We start from the raw sequence: 19,505 nt of genomic DNA on the forward strand, positions 1-19,505 counted from the left end.
GCCATTCGCATGTTCTTTTATGCATATCGACAGCTGCGCGGAAAGGTCCAGTCACGAAGTCGACCGATATGGTCATGTTGGTAATCGGACCGTTACCACGCTACCCAAAAAGATTAATGGAGGCATTAACATGTCGTCAGGAAGGTTTTGAGATCATTAAGGCAGATCGTCAGATAGCTAATAAAAACCTGCAAATGACAGAATCAAGTGGGGTACAAGTTATCGCCAGTATAGTTCCAGAAGCTGCCGGCATTGCCTCAAGACCAGCACTTTCTGCAAATCTTGTCCGGCCTTATATCTGGATGGGAACTTATTCCATTGGCTTAGAACAAATTGGAAATTACGAAGGTTTCATGACTTGAATACAAATTTGTGGTCAAATTCATTTAACTGAATCAGTGGGTAAACGATTTAACTAAACGGCTCCATGATTGTGAAAGTGCAAAAAGAATTCAGAAAACTCATCACAATGGATGAAGCAAGAAACATAATCCGGCACCTCGGTATCCAGCCACGCATAATGCAGGTGGATATTGAAAATGCATCCGGGCGTGTCCTCGCTGAGGATTCGGTTTCTCCTGTGGATGTCCCTCCCTTCAGCAGAGCCTCAATGGATGGATATGCGGTTCATGCTTCTGATACCTACGAGGCGCGTGAAGATAGGTCTGTGCAACTCAAACTCACGGGTTCGATCCCGGCAGGTATAAATTCCGATGTCCACGTAGGTACGGGAGAAGCTGCCGAGATATCGACAGGCGCGGTCATGCCCTCAGGCGCCGACGCCGTGGTTATGGTAGAGTACACTATTATTGATACAGACCTGCTCGTACTTCGTCCCGTTTCCATCAATGAAAATGTAATGCACGCAGGGGTAGATATCATGGCTGGTGAAAGGGTACTGGAAAAGGGAACTTCACTTGGTGCCAGGGAGATAGGTGTCCTTGCTGCTACAGGGAGGAAAGATGTCCGGGTATATGGCCTGAACGTGGGTATTATTTCCACGGGGAATGAGCTTGCGGAACCGGGAAGAGAACTCGAGGCAGGAGAGATATACGATATTAACTCATTTTCTATCGCCTCGGCCGTTAGGGAGTGCGGCGGGACTCCTGCGCGCTACGGCATAGTCGGTGACGATGAGACTGAAATGAAAGAAGTCCTTGAAAAAGCTGCCGGGAACTGTGATATCATCCTTACGTCGGGGAGCACATCTGCAGGCTGCGGAGATATCATGTACAGGATAATTGAGGAGAACGGGACTGTACTTGCCCACGGGATCGATATCAAACCCGGAAAACCAGCGATCATCGGAAAAGTATTCGGCAAAACGATTTTCGGCCTCCCTGGATATCCGGCATCTTCACTTATCATTTTTAATGAGTTCGTGGCACCGCTTATCAGGAAATTGACAGGGAAAAAGAAGGAACAAATCAGTGTAACGGCAAAACTTGCAATACGCGTCCGCAGCGAGGGACGAAGCCAGCTCCTTCCGGTCGGTCTGGTAAGAGGAAGGGCATACCCGATCGAGAAAGGTTCCGGTGCCATAACCACACTTTCCGAAGCTGATGGATTTATTGAGATACCGCTTGATGCAGAGATGATAAGTGCGGGTGAAAGTGTGGAGGTCACCTTATTTGGGGAACCTGAAACGCCGGATTTGCTTTTCGTGGGGAGCAATTGCATCGGGCTGGATACTCTTTCTGATATTTCGAAATTAAAAATACGCGTGATAAACGCGGGTTCTTCGGGCGGATTGAATGCGATCAGGAACGGTATTGCCGATATTGCGGGGGTGCATTTGCTTGATGAATCGGGGGAGTATAATCTGCCTTTCCTGAAAAAGTTCGGTATAGAGAATGCAGTATTGATAAAAGGCTATCTGAGGGAACAGGGTCTGATAGTTAGAAATGAAAGCAATATCTGGAGATTTGGGGATATCATCAATGTCAGGATGATAAACAGGAACACAGGTTCCGGAACAAGGGTTATGACCGATATGAAATTAAAGGAAATAGCAGAACAAAAAGGGTTGTCTCTTGAGGAACTCACGGGCAGCATACAGGGCTACCATATGGAGGCGAAAACACACAGCGCCGTTGCAGCATCGGTGAAGCTTGGAAAGGCTGATGCCGGAATCGGGATCCGCGCGGCAGCAGAGCACAACGATCTTAAATTCATCAAAATCGCAGATGAAGAATATGATTTCGTGATTCCGATGAACCTGCTGGATAGCAGGGAGATACAGATCTTTTTGAAAGCTCTGCGCTCTGAAGAGTTTAAAGAAAAACTGCCATCGGGGCTTAGTACATACGACAGGACAGGGGAAATCGTCCGGCCCTGATAATCCGCCGGTGCCAGTAGAATGTCTTAAATACCATCTTATATAATATAAAATTGGAGGTTAATTCATGTTTAAGGGAAGAATAGTGTATAATATCCTGGCTGTTGCTATTGTATTGTCTGTCATTTCAGGCTGCGTGAGCCAGCCTCCACAGCAAACCGTACAAACAGCAAAACCTACAACTACAGCACCAGCTGCACCCACCCCGGCCGCGGGAACCAGCGTGGAAGTATTGACAGCCCCTGCTACAGCGGAGGCGGGGCGCAGTTTTGAAGTAACCTGGAAGGTCAACAGTCCGGTTGAAAAGAATATCACCCATACAGCAGTGCATTACGGTAATCAGTCGAAATCCGAGCCTCTGACACTCCAGAGCTACCCGAGCCTGACAACACCCAAGGGGGGGAAAATACCCGCAAGTTTCAGCGCAAACATAACCATAAACAATCCAGGAGTGATATATTTCAGGGCGCATGCTATAATAGATACGGTCTTCTATTGGTCTCCTGAACAAACCATCACAATAACACCGGCCCCCGCCGTATCAGGCACTCCAGCGGCCATTAAAGTAACATCCCATCCTTCGAGCGTGGATGGAGATACCAGTTTCACTATCCAGTGGGAGGTCTCTGGTGGGACCCAGGGCAGCATCAGCCAGACTGCGATTTACTGGGGCTTCAACAGCGGCAGTGCTAATATCTCCAGCTATCCCAGGGTCAGCAGCGTACAGAGCGGTAATACGCCGGCGAAATTCAGCGCTCAATTCACTGCCCCTTCAGGCGGTGGCAGCATTTACGTTCGGGCATATGCGAAGGTCGATGGTGTTGACGTCTATTCGCAGGAATACCCCATAGTAGTCAATTCACGCTACACTGGGGGTGGAGGAGGATATTAAACCGGATTAGAGGGGTCTTAACCGACTCCTTAATTTTTTTCAGGCATATCTTCCCCGGGCTTCAATCTCTTCTACTCTTTCGATGATTTTTTCTGCATTTTCAAAGGTTCTTGAATAACCTTTCTTAAAAGCAGCAATCAGTTCCTCATCATTCTCATGGGTGCTCTCCAGTGTCTGGAAAAATACGTGGACATCCACCCCCCTCGCCTCCACACTCTTGTCCAGAGACGCAAGGCCGAAGTCTATAAGGAACAATTTTCCATTCCGGAATAATAAGTTAGATGTGGTAAGGTCGCCGTGAACAATGCCGCAGGAATGCAACCGCCCGATAAGTTCTCCTGTCAGTTCACTGAGACCTGGTGTTATTATATTTTTCAGTGCAGTCCCGTCGATATATTCCATTCTTATTTCAAAATCAGAAACGTCCTTAATTATCGGCGTCGGGACACCGCATCTTCGCGCTTCAGAAATAAGCCTTGCTTCCGTTCTTGTACGCTCTCTCCGGATATTTTCATCTATTTCCTTCAACCTGTACCGTTTCTCTATCCGTGTCTTGATTATGGTATTTTCTTCCAGATTTATTACGGCCTCAGCCCCGCTTGCGATCACCGCCATCCGACCTCCGCATCATCGGGTCTGTAATTCGGGTTGACGGCGGATTCGGAAATCCCGGTTCTATACCCCGCCCTGAACATTAAAAGGCCGAGGTAAGCTATCATGGCTCCATTGTCACCCATGTACCGCTTTTCAGGCACATAGAACTCTATACCCCGGTCCTCACACATTATTTTAAGCATCTCTCGAAGGCGTGAGTTCGCGCCCACCCCGCCTGCCAGAAGCACTTCAGTTTTTCCCGTGTGAGCGACGGCGCGTTCTGTCACCTCCACGAGCATGGCAAAGACCGTCTCCTGGAAGGAATAGCACACATCGGGCAACTTTGAGTTTTTTAAAGACTCCTGTGCAGCTGTGGTCAGACCCGAAAAGGAGAAATCCATTCCTTTTACTGTGTAGGGTAGCGGGATATAACGCGTTGCCTTTTTAGCGAAATCCTCCACTTTCGGACCGCCGGGATGCCTGAGCCCTGCCGATCTTGCGAATTTGTCAAGGGCATTGCCTACCCCGATATCGAGTGTTTCGCCAAAAACCCTGTAGCGTCCTGCCCTGTATGCCAGCACCTGGGAATTCGCACCGCTCACATATAGCGTGACAGGGTCCTTAGCAGGTGTTTTCCATCTTCCCACCTCGATGTGGGCAATACAATGATTGACCCCTATGAGGGGCACACCAAGAGACAATGAAAGCGCCCTTGCTGCTGTGGCAACTGTGCGAAGACATGGCCCTAGACCCGGCCCCTGCGAAAAAGCCACTGCGCTGACAGTCCTTCCGCCTTTTTTTAAGGTTTCACCTACCACTTCTCCGATATGGTTTGAATGATGCTGCGCGGCCTCACGGGGATGTATCCCTCCGGCCTCAGGCATGTAAGTGGCCGTGGTCTCCGCTATGACATCGTTCTCGTCAACGATCGCGGCGCTCAGGTTCCATGCTGTTCCTTCCAGGCCTAATATTGAAATGGACATTGGTTCCTCAGGGTTGCAGGACTTATTGTAATCTCTTCTAAAATAAGTATCGTATAATTTTATAGAATTTTTTGGAATTATATTTCAGTAACCTTTACATACAGCGGAGACATATAGAAATGTGAATTACGAGGTGTTATACTGAAAGAGCGAGCAAAGGGTGGCCCCAGGCCCGAGGAAGAATTCACAAGGGTTCGCATTCCACAAAAAGGCGCAAACGAGGTGCTTGGAATTGTAGAAAGCCTGCTCGGAGCAAACAAGATAAGAGTGAGGTGCATGGATGGGGTAGTAAGGCTTGCTCGCATTCCCGGTAAAATCAAGAAACGCATATGGATAAGGGAAGGGGATGTTGTTATCGTTGTTCCATGGTCTTTCCAGAACGAAAAAGCAGATATCGCGTGGAAATACAGCGGACCTCAGGTAAACTGGCTTGAACGTAAGGGATTTTTGAAAAGTTAACGGGAAATATGGTCAGTGACAAGAAGCTCAGCCGAATGGATGTCATCGTCGATGAATTCCGGATGCGGATCAAAGATTCCAGCCAGAGGGCCGCGTTTAGTGATGTTTTTGATGATGCAACTCTGATGGCGCTGTATGAGCTTTCCAAGAAAGGTTTCATTGATGCATTTGGGGGTTCTGTAAGTACGGGAAAGGAATCAAATATTTTTCATGCGATCTCAAAAAAGGATGACATTTCTGAAGTAGCCGTGAAGATATATATGATCACCACTGCGAATTTCAATGCAATGAAGGATTATATTTTGGGGGATCCGCGTTTTGCAGGTATCAGACACTCAAAAAAAGATATCATCTTTGCGTGGGCAAAGAAGGAATTCAAAAATCTCAAACGGGCTGAAGAAGCAGGAGTAAGGGTTCCAAAGCCATATGTTACCAAAAGGAACATCCTGCTGATGGAATTTATTGGAAAAGATGGCATCGCGATGCCGCAATTGAAAGACGTGGATATAACCCAGGAAGAGATGCAGCATATTTTCGACAGGACCGTTGAATATATGAAACTGTTGTATTCCAAAGCAGAGCTCATTCATGCCGACCTGAGCGAATACAATATACTGGTTGACATGAATACTCTTGAACCCGTTATAATCGACATGGGGCAATCGGTAACTAAGGACCATTTTAATGCAGATATGTTTCTGCGGCGCGATGTGACCAATATCGCCAGATTCTTCAGGAAATTCGATATTACTGTGAATGAAGAAGAGATGATTTCAGCTATAAAGGAGGATAAGAAATGACAGACCATATTAAGATCCCGCTTGAGAGAGTTGCGGTTCTAGTCGGGCCAAAAGGCGGAACAAAAGAGCTTATTGAAGAAAAATCGACTGCTGCCCTCAATATAGACAGCCAGAGCGGGGATGTTGAAATATCGAATGCCAAAGACCCTATAAAAGGATTGCGAGCCAGCGAGGTAGTACATGCGATAGCAAGGGGCTTCAGTCCCGAAAAAGCTCTTCGTCTATTTGATGATGATCTTCTGATATTTGAAAGCATAGACCTGTCCAATATCGCCAGGACTGAAAAAGATCTTCAACGTTTGAAAGGAAGGATCATAGGAAAAGCTGGCAAGACCCGCGAGGTTTTTGAGACGCTTACCAATGCGCGTATTTCCGTTTACGGAAAGACCATATGCCTGATCGGGTATCCGGAACAGAATGCTGTGGCGCGGGCGGGTATCGATATGCTTCTGGAAGGATCAACGCATGGGCCGGTTTACAAGTTCCTTGAGAAAAAGAAAAGTGAGTTGAAAAAAGTTGAGCTCGGGTTTTGATTAAAGTCAAATACTATCACCTCTTTTAGGCATACCGGGTGACTAATTTGGCAAAAAGAATTACTAAGAGTCTAATTGGTGAAGCCCTTGCAGGTTCAGGTCCCGAGATCGCTCATATCGACCTCGTGATAGGACCCAAGGGCGGTGCAGTAGAAACAGCTTTCATGAATTCGCTTGCAATGCCTCGATACGGGCATACGCCTCTCCTGGCAGTGCTTGAACCCAACCTTCAGCCGAAGCCGGCAACGCTGATGGTCAATAAGGTAACGATCAGGAAAGCCTCGCAGGCAATACTCATGTTCGGTCCAGCTCAGGCCGCCATTGCTAAGGCTGTGATGGATTCCGTGGAGGAAGGAATTATCAATAAAAGCGAGGCTGAGGACATTCTCATTATCGTTTCGGTATTCATCGAGTGGGATGCGCAGGATAAGGACAAGGTTTACAAGTTTAACTACGAGGCCACGAAACTTGCTATAAAAAGAGCGATGCAAGGAGAGCCAACAGTCGAGGAAGCGCTCTCGAAGAAGGAAAAGGCGAAGCATCCGTTCGCGTAGATCGATCGCAATTAAGGCTGATATTTTCCAAATGGAATTTTCTGCCTTATTACTTTACCCGATATTTTTCTCTTTTCCTTCTCTTAAACTGAATTTGAATCAAATCTTTTATAAATTCGGAAATCATGGTTAGGGTTGGTCAGAAGAGATTCAAATTTTAGCAACGAGCTTTATGTTGGTTTCTTATTCTGAATATAGAGTGATACGAATATGTTTGCAGAACAGAAAAATATCGATGAATTGTCACAGAAGTCAAATAAATATTTGAATGATTTCATGAATAAAATAGTTGTTTGTGAAACCTTGAGCGGGAAAACAATAACGGGAATATTGACAGGTTGTGACAAGTATGAACTTATTTTAGTGGAAACAAAGGATATTAAATCAAAGAAACCGATAAAAACCATTGTCTATAAACATGGTCTGGTAAGTATCCGGGAATTGGATTAATGCCTCATATGGTCCTCGGGGTGAATGTATTTAAGAAGAGCAATGACAACACATATGGAATGATTTAGCTACGGAAAATGACACTAAGGACCTGTGAGGGAAAAAAGATACGTGCCAACAGGCGTAGTTTACTCTCCTTTTTATATTAAAAGGATGACAGAACAACTAAATTGTGTAAGAGAAATCGGAGGAACCATAGAAATAGGAAAATAGCGAGGATTTCGGGAAATTCCTGGGGATAGAATCGCCGGCTCACATCTGGATGCCTGATGCATGCGAACTAAATGAGTGATTTTTTGGATGGGAATATTTAGAAAAGTGGAATTTATCGTAATAACAAGGCGAGAATGATCACGTTTAACTTTAATGATTAATCATAAATGTAAGTAGTAATATTAAACAAAAATTATATATGATAGTTGTTGCTATATATATGAGAGTGACCCTTATTGAATAGCCCAAATTGTTAAGGTTGCGGGGTTGTGAGTAATTAGAACCCAAAAAACAGCAGAACTTTTCTACTGGGTTCAGCCCTGAATTAATTCAGGGATTAATTGGAAGGTGAATTAAATGGAATTTAAAGAAATAAATATACCGGGAGGTATCATCCAGCAAATTGATCGCGAAGGATTGTTTGCTGGCATCGCAGTTGATGCGGGAAATGGACCAGTTCCAGAGTTCATGAATTTTTTTCCCAAAGTAGTACTCGTCCATGACCGGTCTTCATGGAAGATGGTTGGGGAGATAGACATGGAAAGGGCAAGATATCTTCTAAGTACCGACGAAATGTTAGAAGAAATGCTGGGCAAAACCCAGGGGTAAGCTGGCTACTCATGGATATATTTGATGTATTGACAGCAATTTCAAAAAGAAAGATGGCATTCATGCATGCAGGTGTGAACGAAAATGAAGCCTTGATCAAGGCTGAATTTTATGTATCTAAAGATTATCACATACCGTTGCTTGATATCAAAAAGTTGTTGGGAGTGAGATTTATTCCCACTGGACTGGTTGAGAATAAATAAAGACCCCGTATACGGGGACTAAATAAAGAGATGAATAATATGGTTAAAAAAACTGAAGACAGAAAAGATATACACGAAGAGAATAAGGATAGTTTCAAGACTTCCGAAGACAGCTACACAGCCGTTTCAAAAATGTGGGAGGATTCCTACTTAAAGCTATACAGGCCCTGGTTCGAGTCCACAGAAGCGCTGTTCGGGAAGGCGTTTGAACTCTCAAAAGATGCTGCACCTGAAAAATTTAAGGAATTTTATGATGAATGGATGAAAACGTCCCAGAACAGCTTCGGAAAATTTTATGAAATGCCGACCCTTGAATCCAATAAGGAAACATTTGAGAAACTCTTGAGTAGCGCAGATGAATCGAATAAAATCTATATGTTACGGATCGCCGAATTAGAGGAGAATTCCAGGGCTACCCGCGAAGTACTCCAGGGCGAAGCAGATCCTGCAAAATATAAAGAGGTCTATGAGATGTGGATCAAGTCATATGGAAAAATGCTCGACGAGCTTCTTACTCTGCCATTGCGGCAAAATATGAAAGAGATCTTTGAGAACGTCACAGGCGTACCGGATTTCTATTCAACATCATTTGAGCAGATATCAAAACTATGGAAAGATTCATACGCAAAGCTATACGTGCCGTATATCGACTCTATGCTGGAGCTTTCAGCGAAATCAGCAGAGATCTCCCGGGGGAATGCGAGCCCTGAAGCCTATAAGGAATTTTATACATTATGGATGGATACATATCAGGAGACCTATGGAAGGTTGTTTGATACCCAGTCCATGCGGCCTTCAAAGGAAGTTTTGGAGTATTTCGTACGGAGCGAAAACGTTAATCTGAACCTCTACAAGTCCTGGATAGCAACCCTTGAAAAAATGTCACAGAAAGCCAGGGAACTATCAGAAAAGAGCGCAGGTCCAGAGGCACATACGGAATTTTATAATCTCTGGGCACAAACATATGAAAAGGCACTTGCCAACATCTTTGAGAACACGCCCACATTCAGCCCGTTTAAAGAGATTATGGAGCCTGTAAAGAATGCGGCCAGGATATACGCAGATACATTTGCCAGCATATCCAATATATGGATGAAATCGGGTGTTCATTCAGCGTCAGCGTATCCGAGAAAGGGAAAGCATACAACATAAGCGAATCAGATGGTTTAAATATAAAATACCCCGTATTTAAATACTGGTATCGCAGCTCCACAAGTGCGGTTTAAGATTGGAAAAATCCAATCTTAAATTTTATTGTAAACCACATCTATCTCAATATTAATTTAATGATTAATCATAATTTAATGATTAATATAGAAAAATAACTTTATATATGATAAAGAAGATGTAGGCATAGCTAAATCGGGTAGATGCTGAATTTCGGGATCGTGGGGAAACCATCCATGATAGAACTGCCGGTTTAGATAAAATAAATTGGAGAAGGGAATTATTATGGTCAAGAAAACTGAAGAAAAAAAATATATGAACGAAGAAAACAAGAATTTTTCCAAGACATGGGAAGACAACTATACGGCTGTTTCAAAAATGTGGGAGGATTCCTACTTAAAGCTATACAGGCCCTGGTTCGAATCCACAGAAGCGCTGTTCGGGAAAGCGTTTGAACTCTCAAAAGATGCTGCACCTGAAAAATTTAAGGAATTTTATGATACATGGGTGAAAACATACCAGAACAGCTTCGGAAAATTTTATGAAATCCCGACCCTGGAGTCCAACAAGGAAACATTTGAGAAACTCCTCATCAGCGCAGATGAATCGAATAAAATCTACAGGTTACGGATCGCCGAATTAGAGGAGAATTCCAGGGCTACCCGCGAAGTACTCCAGGGCGAAGCAGATCCTGCAAAATATAAAGAAGTCTATGAGATGTGGATCAAATCATATGGAAAAATGCTCGACGAGCTTCTTACTCTGCCATTGCGGCAAAATATGAAAGAGATCTTTGAGAATGTCACAGGCGTACCGGATTTCTATTCAACGACATTTGAGCAGATATCAAAACTATGGAAAGATTCATACGCAAAGCTATACGTGCCGTATATGGACTCTATGCTGGAGCTTTCAGAGAAATCAGCAGAAATCTCCCGGGGGAATGCGAGCCCTGAAGCCTATAAGGAATTTTATACATTATGGATGGATACTTATCAGGAGACCTATGGAAGGTTGTTTGATACCCAGTCCATGCGGCCTTCAAAGGAAGTTTTGGAGTATTTCGTACGGAGCGAAAACGTTAATCTGAACCTCTACAAGTCCTGGATAGCAACCCTTGAAAAACTGTCACAAAAAGCCAAGGAACTATCAGAAAAGAGCGCAGATCCAGAGGCACATACGGAATTTTATAATCTCTGGGCACAAACATATGAAAAGGCACTTGCCAACTTCTTTGAGAACACGCCCACATTCAGCCCGTTTAAAGAGATTATGGAGCCTGTAAAGAATGCGGCCAGGATATACGCAGATACATTTACCAGCATGTCAAAGATCTGGATGAAATCGTACACCGCCTCCACAAGTGGGGCTTAAGAATTCAAAAATCCAAAAAATTAGAATATGGAGCTTAATCATATGGATCCTGAAGAAATTGGCTCACCCAATATTATAGACGGTGCAGTCCAGGAAATTGACAACGAAGGTTCGTTTATTAACATTGTGGGATATGGGAATTATAAATTTTCCAATATCCTCCAAGAAATAGAAGTATACGGAGATACGCCTTCCGATATGTTTATAGAAAGAGCGCGATACCTGCTGAGTGCAGATGAAATGATAGAAGAAATGCTGGGGATGTGAATTATTATGGTCAAGAGAACTGAAGAAAAAAAAGACGTGAATGAAGAGAAGATTTCCAAGACATGGGTTGACAGTTATGAAGCAGTTTCAAAAATGTGGGAGGATTCTTACTTAAAGCTATACAAGCCCTGGATCGAATCCACAGGAGAGATGCTTGAGAAGACATCTATTCTCTCAAAAGAAGCTGCTCCACAGAAATACAGGGAATTCTATGATGAATGGATTAAAACATACCAGAATACCTTTGGTAAATTTTATCCAATCCCAACACTGAAATCCAATAAAGAAACGCTTGAAAAATTCCTCTCAAGCGCAGAGGATTCCAATAAACTCTACAGGTCGTGGATCGAAGAGTTAGAAGATAATTCCAGCAAGACAAGAGAGATACTTTCGGGCAATCCAGATCCGGCAAAATATAAAGAATGCTATGATATATGGATGAAGACTTATGAAAAAATATTCGATGAGCTTTTAGAACTGCCTGCTCAAGAAAGTACAGAAGAGATATTTGGGAATTACATGGGCATACCAGATATCTACTTAGGGAGCTTTTTGCAGATGTCAAAACTGTGGAAGAAGTCATACGCACAGCTTTGCGGGCCATTGAATGAATCCATGCTGAAACTTTCCGAGAAAATGGCAGAAATCTCTCGGGGAGATGCAGGCCCAGAAGCCTATATGGAATTTTATACCTTATGGATGGATACATATCAGGAAATCTATGGAAAGCATATCCAGTCCATGGAACCTTCCAAGGTAATGTTTGAGCATTTTGTTCAGAGCACCAATATTTATGTGAGCATGTACAAGTCCTGGATAGCTGCACTTGAAAAAATGTCAGAAAAGGCTAAGGAGCTGTCGAAACAAACCTCTGATCCAGAGGCATATAAAGAATTCTATAATCTATGGGTAAAGATGTATGAAAAGGCTTTTGATAGCTTTTTTGAGGACATGCCTACAGTAGGAGGCCCTATGAAAGATATCATGGAGTCTGTAAAGGTCATGGCTAAGATTTACGCTGACACATTTACCAAGATGTCAAAGATGTGGGTAAAATCTGATTTCGGTTCGGCATCAGCATATCCGGGAAAGAATAAAAAATGAGCGATTCAGACGGGTTAAATATGGGAAAATCAGGTTTTGAATCCACCCAGGAATTTTTTGACCAGTGGTTAAAGGTATACAACGCCACCACAGGCAGGCTCGTAGAGATGCCTGCCCTGGGTCCAGCGCGTGAGAAATCTGAAAAAATGATGAAGGGTTTCTCTACCTTTGTTAACCTTTATGCCGCAGGGATGGATACCAGTTCTAATTTCCAGGTTGTATTCATGGAAGCAATGCGCAAAGTGCAGGAAAAGACAGCAACCGATATGGAAGGGGAAATCAGTCCTGAGAAATGCAAAGATTTTTACAAGATCTGGATAGAGACGTATAGCGAGACTTTCAAGGAATTCTTGAAATCAGGCCACTTTGCGTCGGATATGGGGAAATTAAATTCGAATTTAATGGAATTTCAAAAATACAACAGGGAAATGCTTGAAGAGAATTATCTAAAACCCATGAATCTCCCTACAAAGACGGAAATCGACGAGATCAACAAAGAGTTGTATTCCCTTAAGAAAACAGTAAAAGAACTGACCAGCCAGATCAGAGAACTAAAGGAGAAAAAATAGGGATTTGGAGAAGGAGATGACATGAACGGACTTAATTTAATAGGAGATTATGAGAAATTCAAATGTGGAATGGAATTATTCCTGAAACCACCCGAATTTTCGGTTGGAACAACGCCATCGAAGATCATTTATTCCGAAGATAAGATGAAACTTATCCATTATATCCCAGCTGTTGAAAAACCACATCAAGTTCCAATACTCATAGTGTATGCACTCGTGAACCGGTACTACATTCTGGATCTCCAACCAGATAAGAGTGTGATAAAGAAGCTTTTGGAAGAAGGTTTTGATGTTTATGTCATTGACTGGGGATATCCATCGGGTGCAGACAGATACCTCACACTCGACGATTATGTGAACGGTTATATAAATAATGCTGTGGAAAAGATCATAGAGCTTTCCAGGCAGGATAAGATTACGCTGCTGGGAGTATGTCAGGGTGGGACTCTTTCTGTGATGTATGCCGCACAGCATCCTGAAAAAGTAAAAAATCTGGTTACTTTAGTGGCTCCTGTGGACTTTGATACTGATAAAGGGATGCTTCATCTCTGGGCAAAAAGCTTAGACGTGGATAAAATCGTGGACTACTACGGAATAGTGCCCGGGGATTTCCTGAATGTCGGATTCCTGCTCACAGACCCATTCAGGCTTATGATCGATAAGTATGTAGGTCTGTTCGAACGGATCGAATGCGAACCTGGAGATAAAGAAGGCGAGCTTCGAAATGAAGAGATTGTCAGGAATTTCCTTAGAATGGAGAAATGGATATTCGACAGTCCCGACCAGGCGGGGGAAACCTTCAGGCAGTTCATGAAAGACTGCTACCAGAAAAACCTTCTCATCAAGAATGAGATGAAGCTCAATGGTACGAAGATCAATTTGAAAAATATTACCATGCCTTTGCTTAATGTCATGGCAGAATTCGACCACCTCGTTCCTAACGATGCAAGTAAGCCGTTGTCAAATGCGGTATCGAGTACAGATAAAGAGACTCTGGTCTTCCCGACCGGTCATATAGGAATATTTGTGGGCTCAAAATCCCAGAAAGAGGTCTGTCCCAGGATCGCAGCGTGGTTGAAGCCCAGGTCTCTTTTCAATGGAAAAGGAGAAGAAAAGATTGAATCAGGAAACGAAGAGAAGCCTGAATTAGCCAAGGAAAAGACGCTTGAACAAAATAGAAGGAAGCGTAAATCAAAGGTGAACAAAAAATGAGACTTGAAAACAAAGTTGCAGTTATTACAGGAGCGGGAAGCGGTATTGGTAAAGAGACTGCGCTCCTGTTCGCAAAAGAAGGAGCCAAAGTTGTTGTAGCCGATATGAATGAAAGGGCTGGCGAGGAGACAGTAGAAGAGATCAAGAAAAATGGAGAGGGATTTTTTGTTAAATTAGATGTATCCAACAGGGAACAAGCAAGACAGATGGTTAAAATCACTCTTGAAAAATATGGTAAAATAGACGTTTTGATAAATAATGCAGGCATTGTTCAGGATGCCTTTTTATCAAAAATGACTGAGGAACAGTGGGATAAGGTTATCAACGTCAATCTTAAAGGAGTTTTTAACTGCACCCAGGCTGTGGTTGAAGTCATGATGAACCAGGGGAATGGTGTAATTATCAATACATCATCGATCGTAGGACTCAACGGCAATGTCGGCCAGGTCAATTATGCTGCAACAAAAGCCGGTCTGATAGGCATGACAAAGACCCTGGCAAAGGAACTCGGTAAAAAAGGGATACGGGTCAATGCTGTGGCGCCTGGGTTTATTACGACTCCTATGACCTCAAACGTACCTGAAAAAATCCTTGAAATGATGAAAGAAAAAACTCCATTGCGCAGGCTGGGAGTAGCAAAGGATGTTGCCTATGCATATTTGTATCTGGCTTCGGATGAGGCAAACTTTATTAATGGGGCAGTGCTTTGTGTGGATGGCGGATTAGTAATTTAATGACCCCAAAGACCCTGAATTAATTCAGGGGCCTTTCGAGGGACTATCAGAGGATTAAATAAAATGGTGAAAAAATGAATAATGTAGTTATTGTGTCGGCAACAAGAACTGCAGTGGGGAAATTCGGGGGAAGTTTGAAGGATTTCACCCCCGGACAACTTGGCTCGGTAGTGTTGAAAGATGCCCTTAAAAGGGGTAATGTTGAATCAAATGACGTTGATGAGGTAATCCTGGGAAATGTTCTTTCAGCAGGTCATGGCCAGAACGTGGCAAGACAGGCTGCGATCTGGGCGGGGATTCCAAAAGAGGTCCCTTCCTTTTGCGTTAATAAAGTGTGCGGCTCGGGCTTGAAATCGGTTGTTCTAGGTGCTCAAGCCATCATGCTGGGTGATGCGGATGTCGTCCTTGCAGGCGGCATGGAGTCCATGTCAACAGCCCCGTACGCGTTGAAAAAAAACCGGTGGGGAGCGAAGATGGGGAACGATGAAGTCGTGGATTTGATGATACATGATGGATTATGGGATATTTTCAACAATTATCATATGGGTGTAACAGCGGAGAACGTAGCAGAAAAATATAATGTTACACGGGACGACCAGGATGAATTCTCGGCAAAAAGCCAGAATAAGGCAGAAGCTGCAATCAAGGCTGGTAAGTTTAAAGATGAGATAGTCCCGATAGCAGTTCCCCAGCCAAAAGGCGAGCCCGTTCTCTTTGATACAGATGAATTCCCCAGGTTCGGCACAACAAAAGAGACACTTGCAAAGCTAAAACCAGCATTTAAAAAGGATGGGACAGTAACTGCGGGCAATGCTTCAGGAATTAACGATGGAGCTGCTGCGGTTCTTCTTATGTCTGAAGAAAAGGCAAAAGACAAAGGGCTTGTGCCCCTGGCATCCATCAAAAGCTATGGATTATGTGGAGTTCCTCCTGAACTGATGGGTCTTGGTCCTATTTGTGCGACCAAGAGAGCCATAGAACGTGCTGGTATTGCTGCAGGCAAACTGGACGTGCTAGAACTCAATGAAGCCTTTGCATCACAGAGTATAGCAGTTAGCAGGGAACTGGGATTGAATCCTGACAGGGTTAATGTTAACGGCGGCGCTATAGCCCTCGGGCATCCCATAGGAGCCAGCGGCACAAGGATACTGGTCACACTCCTGCACGAATTAGCAAGAAGGAAAGGCACCTACGGCCTTGCAACCCTCTGTATTGGAGGAGGGCAGGGTATCGCCATGGTGGTAAAGAGATAGATAATATGGGAAAGAAAGCAGGACTGGAAGGTAAAGTCGCTTTGGTCACAGGAGGATCAAGGGGGATAGGTCAGGCGATCGCCTTGCGTCTGGCTGAAGACGGCGCGGACGTTGCAATTAATTATCAGGCAACTAAAGAGCAAGCTGAGAAGTTATCAAAGCTCATAGACCAGATGGGCATGATGGACGAATTTGATAGATTATCCCTGAAGATAGACCTGATGGAGACAAAGGAGAACGCGAAGGAAGTATCAGAGTTAATAGATTCTATGGGCAAGCATTCTATCATATGCCAGGCAAACGTCAATGACTTTGAGCAGGTGAACAGGATGCGGGATGAGGTGGTAAAGCAGTTCGGCAGAATAGATATACTGGTCAATAACGCAGGAATAGTAAGGGATAAATCGTTTGTAAAAATGACTCCCCAGATGTGGACAGAAGTATTATCTGTTAACCTGGACGGTGCTTTCTACTGCACCAAAGCGGTTATAGAGGGTATGCTGGAGAGGAAGTATGGCAGGATCGTGAATATCTCCTCAGTTATTGGGAGGATGGGCAACCGTGGACAGGCGAACTATGCAGCTTCGAAGGCAGGATTGATAGCTCTATCGCAAACGCTGGCAAAAGAATTTGCAGGCAAGGGTATAACCGTGAACGCTGTTGCGCCTGGATTCATAGAAACGGATATGCTAAAATCGGTTCCCACAGAAATAATGGGGAAAATCCTGGCAGAGATACCCCTGGGAAGACTCGGGAAGCCATCCGAGGTGGCAGGTGCGGTGGCATACCTGGTCTCCGAAGATGGGGATTACATAACAGGTCAGGTCATTGATATAAATGGGGGTCTTTACATCTGAAAAAAACTATTTTAGGCGATACGGGTAAAATCGGTTGCGTATCTCCATTCTCAACAACAATCAATATGGATAAATTAATATATAGTGCCAATATACAATCTCATCAGGGGGTTTAATTAATATGAAAAAAATTGCCATCGCATGCCAGGGCGGTGGAAGCCATACGGCTTTTACAGCTGGCGTGCTGAAAAGAATTCTAAAAGAAAACAAAAAAATGTACGACATTGTAGCTCTTAGCGGTACATCAGGTGGTGCTATCTGTGCTCTGCTGACCTGGTATGGTTTATTAACAGGTGGTAATGATAAAGCGGCCAAATTGCTGGATTCCTTCTGGAAAGATATTTCTGCCAATACATTTGGAGATATGCTCTTAAACGAATGGTTCGTCGGGACATCTCGCATGCAAAATGAAGGTTATGCAATACCTCAGATCAGCCCATATCTGTATCCCCCATTTGCGCAGGAGTATATGAGATCCCTTCTTGAAAAAAATGTAGAATTTGAAAAAATTAAGACATTTACTGATCCTCAACCTGAATTGCTTGTTGGAGCGGTTGATGTTCTTTCTGGTGATTTCAATGTTTTCAAGAATAGCAGGATTACTTCTGATGTAATTTTAGCTTCAGCGGCAATACCAACTTTCTTACGGGCTGTGCCAGTTGATAAATATCTATTTGACTGGAATAAAATTCCAGGCGCTGATGATGAAAAGCTCATGGAATTTCTAAAACAAGATTTCAATATTGAATGGACTGAAAATGCAAAAATTGAAAAAACCGATAATGGTAATATCGTAAAAGTTTATAAAGGAACAAAATCTCTTTTATGGGAACTTAACGATAAAAAAACCATTGTATATTTAAAAATCGATAAAAATAAAACGTATGAGTTTATCGTGAAGATGCAAAATGAAGAGATGAACATAGTCAAAAAAAGTGAGTATTGGGACGGCTTGTTTTCCCAGAATCCTCCCGTAAGAGATTTTATTTCTGGTATTGATGAAAAACCTGACGAGATATGGGTGATACAGATCAATCCAAGAATGAATAAGAAATTGCCAGAGTCGATAGAAGCTATCGGCCATAGGCGAAATGAGCTTGCCGGAAATATTTCATTGTATCAGGAATTATTCTTTATAGAAAAAGTCAATGAATGGATAGATAAAGGATATTTTGAAGGAACCAAAGCAAAATATAAACCTATTCAGGTGAGATTTATCAAGATGCTTCGCGAACTGGATCTCGAAACAAAGCTTGATCGCCGTCCGGAATTCATAGAAGAAATGAAGAGCTACGGTGAAAAACAGGCCGAGGAATTTTTGAGACAGCCAGCCAAGCGCCATATGGAACGATTACGCAACCTTGTGGTTCAATGATCTTGAGTACAATTTCATTGTAGTTCCGAAATATCCTGCTTCCGAATCGCAGAAATTTGAAAAATTAGCAGCTTAGTGCTTGCTCAGATATCAGGAGGTGCAGTAAACGTTAGTGGTCGCGTGTGTCAAACAGGTACCAGATACTACTCAGGTCAAAGTTGACCCGATCACTGGTACTCTGATCCGAGAAGGTGCGCCTTTTATCATAAATCCGTTTGATACCCACGCTTTAGAAGAAAGCCTCCGACTCTAAGAAAAATATGGGTTCCGCGCGGCTGTTATTTAAATGGGGCCTCCCAATACTGAGGAAGTTGCATAGATTATATTCTTCATTCATAGCTAAATCCATATTGTAAGGGCAGGATTATATTTTAATTAAACCAAAAGAAACTGGTCAGAAAATAAACCGGCATAACACATCGATTGCGGCAATCTGCAAAAATGAAAAAATAAGGGACTAACTCACGAACTTGGGCAAGAAATACTTCTTAATCACTGTATCGCATTTCCCGCATGTTATCATGAGCCAGTCGCCCACATCCTGTTTATCGTAGTTTTCAAATATGGATGCGCCACAGCTAGGACAGACGTAGTATTCTTTGAAATAGTAGTTATAGAACTCGGGGCAACGCTCAAGCCAGTTGATGGCCTGGAGGAGCCTCTCAAGGTACCTCTGTTTTCCACCCTCTGCACCTTTCTTCATCTCATCGAGCACATGCTCTTCCATATGTTTGATGTGGCGTTTGCTATGCTGTCTTATTTTCTGGTAGTCGCTCACATACTGTTTCCCGCTCTCCAGATATTTCATATACCCCGTCTTTGTATTCGAGCCCTCTCTCATGGTTCTCAGGAAATACTCACTCATCAGATCTTCCATGAGGTCGGAGCATTCGGTGCATATATTGTATCCCTTGTAGAGTCTGGAGTCCTGCTCTCCCTTGCATATCTTGCAGGTTTCCATCCTT

General features: G+C 43.5%; 23 protein-coding genes. 20 read left to right on the forward strand and 3 right to left on the reverse strand.

Annotated elements, in window-relative coordinates; all coding sequences use genetic code 11:
- The 3 genes from O8C65_00990 to O8C65_01000 all read left to right on the forward strand — a co-directional run.
- On the forward strand, nt 1-362 hold a 362-nt coding region (locus tag O8C65_00990; GenBank protein MCZ7355482.1), incomplete at its 5' end, for a hypothetical protein.
- A gap of 65 nt (nt 363-427) precedes the next feature.
- Nucleotides 428-2,338, forward strand: a complete 1,911-nt coding sequence (locus O8C65_00995; GenBank protein MCZ7355483.1) for a molybdopterin biosynthesis protein — start codon at nt 428-430, stop codon at nt 2,336-2,338.
- A gap of 67 nt (nt 2,339-2,405) precedes the next feature.
- A complete protein-coding gene (locus O8C65_01000) occupies nt 2,406-3,230 on the forward strand; it encodes a hypothetical protein (GenBank protein ID MCZ7355484.1) in 825 nt (274 codons plus the stop codon).
- A 39-nt stretch (nt 3,231-3,269) separates the two neighbouring features.
- Here the strand turns inward: O8C65_01000 and O8C65_01005 are convergent, their stop codons facing one another.
- Both O8C65_01005 and O8C65_01010 read right to left on the reverse strand, forming a co-directional pair.
- Nucleotides 3,270-3,845, reverse strand: a complete 576-nt coding sequence (locus O8C65_01005) for a Kae1-associated kinase Bud32 (GenBank protein MCZ7355485.1) — start codon at nt 3,843-3,845, stop codon at nt 3,270-3,272.
- Entirely contained in the window at nt 3,836-4,807 is a 972-nt protein-coding gene (locus O8C65_01010) for a bifunctional N(6)-L-threonylcarbamoyladenine synthase/serine/threonine protein kinase (protein ID MCZ7355486.1), read from the reverse strand. The genes O8C65_01005 and O8C65_01010 overlap by 10 nt, the downstream gene beginning before the upstream one ends.
- Nucleotides 4,808-4,948: 141 nt before the next feature.
- Between O8C65_01010 and eif1A the strand changes: the two genes are divergently transcribed.
- The 17 genes from eif1A (at nt 4,949) to O8C65_01095 (ending at nt 18,540) form a co-directional block, all read left to right on the forward strand.
- Complete coding sequence (gene eif1A / locus O8C65_01015) at nt 4,949-5,266, forward strand: translation initiation factor eIF-1A (GenBank protein MCZ7355487.1); 318 nt, start codon at nt 4,949-4,951, stop codon at nt 5,264-5,266.
- Nucleotides 5,267-5,274: 8 nt separating this feature from the next.
- A complete protein-coding gene (locus tag O8C65_01020; GenBank protein MCZ7355488.1) occupies nt 5,275-6,066 on the forward strand; it encodes a serine protein kinase RIO in 792 nt (263 codons plus the stop codon).
- Nucleotides 6,063-6,599, forward strand: coding sequence for a KH domain-containing protein (locus O8C65_01025; protein ID MCZ7355489.1), 537 nt, complete (start codon nt 6,063-6,065; stop codon nt 6,597-6,599). The genes O8C65_01020 and O8C65_01025 overlap by 4 nt, the downstream gene beginning before the upstream one ends.
- Before the next feature lie 38 nt (nt 6,600-6,637).
- Nucleotides 6,638-7,153 (forward strand): formaldehyde-activating enzyme, encoded by a 516-nt coding sequence (gene fae, locus O8C65_01030; protein MCZ7355490.1) that lies wholly within the window; start codon nt 6,638-6,640, stop codon nt 7,151-7,153.
- 210 nt (nt 7,154-7,363) lie between these two features.
- Complete coding sequence (locus O8C65_01035; GenBank protein ID MCZ7355491.1) at nt 7,364-7,603, forward strand: hypothetical protein; 240 nt, start codon at nt 7,364-7,366, stop codon at nt 7,601-7,603.
- A gap of 570 nt (nt 7,604-8,173) precedes the next feature.
- Nucleotides 8,174-8,425: a hypothetical protein gene (locus tag O8C65_01040; protein ID MCZ7355492.1), complete on the forward strand. Its 252-nt coding sequence runs from the start codon at nt 8,174-8,176 to the stop codon at nt 8,423-8,425.
- 11 nt (nt 8,426-8,436) lie between these two features.
- Nucleotides 8,437-8,628: a hypothetical protein gene (locus O8C65_01045; protein ID MCZ7355493.1), complete on the forward strand. Its 192-nt coding sequence runs from the start codon at nt 8,437-8,439 to the stop codon at nt 8,626-8,628.
- Between the two features lie 39 nt (nt 8,629-8,667).
- Nucleotides 8,668-9,780: a hypothetical protein gene (locus O8C65_01050; GenBank protein MCZ7355494.1), complete on the forward strand. Its 1,113-nt coding sequence runs from the start codon at nt 8,668-8,670 to the stop codon at nt 9,778-9,780.
- 300 nt (nt 9,781-10,080) lie between these two features.
- Nucleotides 10,081-11,169: a hypothetical protein gene (locus tag O8C65_01055; protein ID MCZ7355495.1), complete on the forward strand. Its 1,089-nt coding sequence runs from the start codon at nt 10,081-10,083 to the stop codon at nt 11,167-11,169.
- Between the two features lie 42 nt (nt 11,170-11,211).
- Entirely contained in the window at nt 11,212-11,436 is a 225-nt protein-coding gene (locus tag O8C65_01060) for a hypothetical protein (protein ID MCZ7355496.1), read from the forward strand.
- Between the two features lie 6 nt (nt 11,437-11,442).
- Complete coding sequence (locus O8C65_01065) at nt 11,443-12,540, forward strand: hypothetical protein (protein ID MCZ7355497.1); 1,098 nt, start codon at nt 11,443-11,445, stop codon at nt 12,538-12,540.
- Nucleotides 12,537-13,109 carry a hypothetical protein gene (locus O8C65_01070; GenBank protein ID MCZ7355498.1) on the forward strand — a complete coding sequence of 191 codons (573 nt, stop codon included), beginning with the start codon at nt 12,537-12,539 and terminating at the stop codon, nt 13,107-13,109. Before O8C65_01065 ends, O8C65_01070 begins: the two co-directional genes overlap by 4 nt.
- 21 nt (nt 13,110-13,130) lie before the next feature.
- Complete coding sequence (gene phaC / locus O8C65_01075; protein ID MCZ7355499.1) at nt 13,131-14,321, forward strand: class III poly(R)-hydroxyalkanoic acid synthase subunit PhaC; 1,191 nt, start codon at nt 13,131-13,133, stop codon at nt 14,319-14,321.
- Nucleotides 14,318-15,055 (forward strand): 3-oxoacyl-ACP reductase FabG, encoded by a 738-nt coding sequence (gene fabG, locus O8C65_01080; GenBank protein ID MCZ7355500.1) that lies wholly within the window; start codon nt 14,318-14,320, stop codon nt 15,053-15,055. The genes phaC and fabG overlap by 4 nt, the downstream gene beginning before the upstream one ends.
- Before the next feature lie 74 nt (nt 15,056-15,129).
- On the forward strand, nt 15,130-16,308 hold the full coding sequence (locus O8C65_01085; protein ID MCZ7355501.1) for an acetyl-CoA C-acetyltransferase: 1,179 nt from the start codon (nt 15,130-15,132) through the stop codon (nt 16,306-16,308).
- A gap of 5 nt (nt 16,309-16,313) precedes the next feature.
- Entirely contained in the window at nt 16,314-17,165 is an 852-nt protein-coding gene (locus tag O8C65_01090) for a beta-ketoacyl-ACP reductase (GenBank protein MCZ7355502.1), read from the forward strand.
- A 121-nt stretch (nt 17,166-17,286) separates the two neighbouring features.
- Nucleotides 17,287-18,540 (forward strand): patatin-like phospholipase family protein, encoded by a 1,254-nt coding sequence (locus O8C65_01095; protein MCZ7355503.1) that lies wholly within the window; start codon nt 17,287-17,289, stop codon nt 18,538-18,540.
- Nucleotides 18,541-18,997: 457 nt separating this feature from the next.
- On the opposite strand, the gene O8C65_01100 is transcribed toward O8C65_01095, so the two are convergent.
- Nucleotides 18,998-19,501 carry a hypothetical protein gene (locus tag O8C65_01100; GenBank protein MCZ7355504.1) on the reverse strand — a complete coding sequence of 168 codons (504 nt, stop codon included), beginning with the start codon at nt 19,499-19,501 and terminating at the stop codon, nt 18,998-19,000.
- Between the last annotated feature and the right edge of the window lie 4 nt (nt 19,502-19,505).

The sequence above is a fragment of the Candidatus Methanoperedens sp. genome (genome assembly GCA_027460535.1).
GTDB lineage: Archaea > Halobacteriota > Methanosarcinia > Methanosarcinales > Methanoperedenaceae > Methanoperedens.

Bases quoted from the DNA above. Each gene is read 5' to 3' on its own strand.
- O8C65_00995 (MCZ7355483.1), top strand. From the start codon at position 428: ATGATTGTGAAAGTGCAAAAAGAATTCAGAAAACTCATCACAATGGAT.
- O8C65_01000 (MCZ7355484.1), top strand. From the start codon at position 2,406: ATGTTTAAGGGAAGAATAGTGTATAATATCCTGGCTGTTGCTATTGTA.
- O8C65_01005 (MCZ7355485.1), bottom strand. From the start codon at position 3,845: ATGGCGGTGATCGCAAGCGGGGCTGAGGCCGTAATAAATCTGGAAGAA.
- O8C65_01010 (MCZ7355486.1), bottom strand. From the start codon at position 4,807: ATGTCCATTTCAATATTAGGCCTGGAAGGAACAGCATGGAACCTGAGC.
- O8C65_01020 (MCZ7355488.1), top strand. From the start codon at position 5,275: ATGGTCAGTGACAAGAAGCTCAGCCGAATGGATGTCATCGTCGATGAA.
- O8C65_01025 (MCZ7355489.1), top strand. From the start codon at position 6,063: ATGACAGACCATATTAAGATCCCGCTTGAGAGAGTTGCGGTTCTAGTC.
- O8C65_01035 (MCZ7355491.1), top strand. From the start codon at position 7,364: ATGTTTGCAGAACAGAAAAATATCGATGAATTGTCACAGAAGTCAAAT.
- O8C65_01040 (MCZ7355492.1), top strand. From the start codon at position 8,174: ATGGAATTTAAAGAAATAAATATACCGGGAGGTATCATCCAGCAAATT.
- O8C65_01045 (MCZ7355493.1), top strand. From the start codon at position 8,437: ATGGATATATTTGATGTATTGACAGCAATTTCAAAAAGAAAGATGGCA.
- O8C65_01050 (MCZ7355494.1), top strand. From the start codon at position 8,668: ATGGTTAAAAAAACTGAAGACAGAAAAGATATACACGAAGAGAATAAG.
- O8C65_01055 (MCZ7355495.1), top strand. From the start codon at position 10,081: ATGGTCAAGAAAACTGAAGAAAAAAAATATATGAACGAAGAAAACAAG.
- O8C65_01060 (MCZ7355496.1), top strand. From the start codon at position 11,212: ATGGATCCTGAAGAAATTGGCTCACCCAATATTATAGACGGTGCAGTC.
- O8C65_01065 (MCZ7355497.1), top strand. From the start codon at position 11,443: ATGGTCAAGAGAACTGAAGAAAAAAAAGACGTGAATGAAGAGAAGATT.
- O8C65_01070 (MCZ7355498.1), top strand. From the start codon at position 12,537: ATGAGCGATTCAGACGGGTTAAATATGGGAAAATCAGGTTTTGAATCC.
- phaC (MCZ7355499.1), top strand. From the start codon at position 13,131: ATGAACGGACTTAATTTAATAGGAGATTATGAGAAATTCAAATGTGGA.
- fabG (MCZ7355500.1), top strand. From the start codon at position 14,318: ATGAGACTTGAAAACAAAGTTGCAGTTATTACAGGAGCGGGAAGCGGT.
- O8C65_01085 (MCZ7355501.1), top strand. From the start codon at position 15,130: ATGAATAATGTAGTTATTGTGTCGGCAACAAGAACTGCAGTGGGGAAA.
- O8C65_01090 (MCZ7355502.1), top strand. From the start codon at position 16,314: ATGGGAAAGAAAGCAGGACTGGAAGGTAAAGTCGCTTTGGTCACAGGA.
- O8C65_01095 (MCZ7355503.1), top strand. From the start codon at position 17,287: ATGAAAAAAATTGCCATCGCATGCCAGGGCGGTGGAAGCCATACGGCT.
- O8C65_01100 (MCZ7355504.1), bottom strand. From the start codon at position 19,501: ATGGAAACCTGCAAGATATGCAAGGGAGAGCAGGACTCCAGACTCTAC.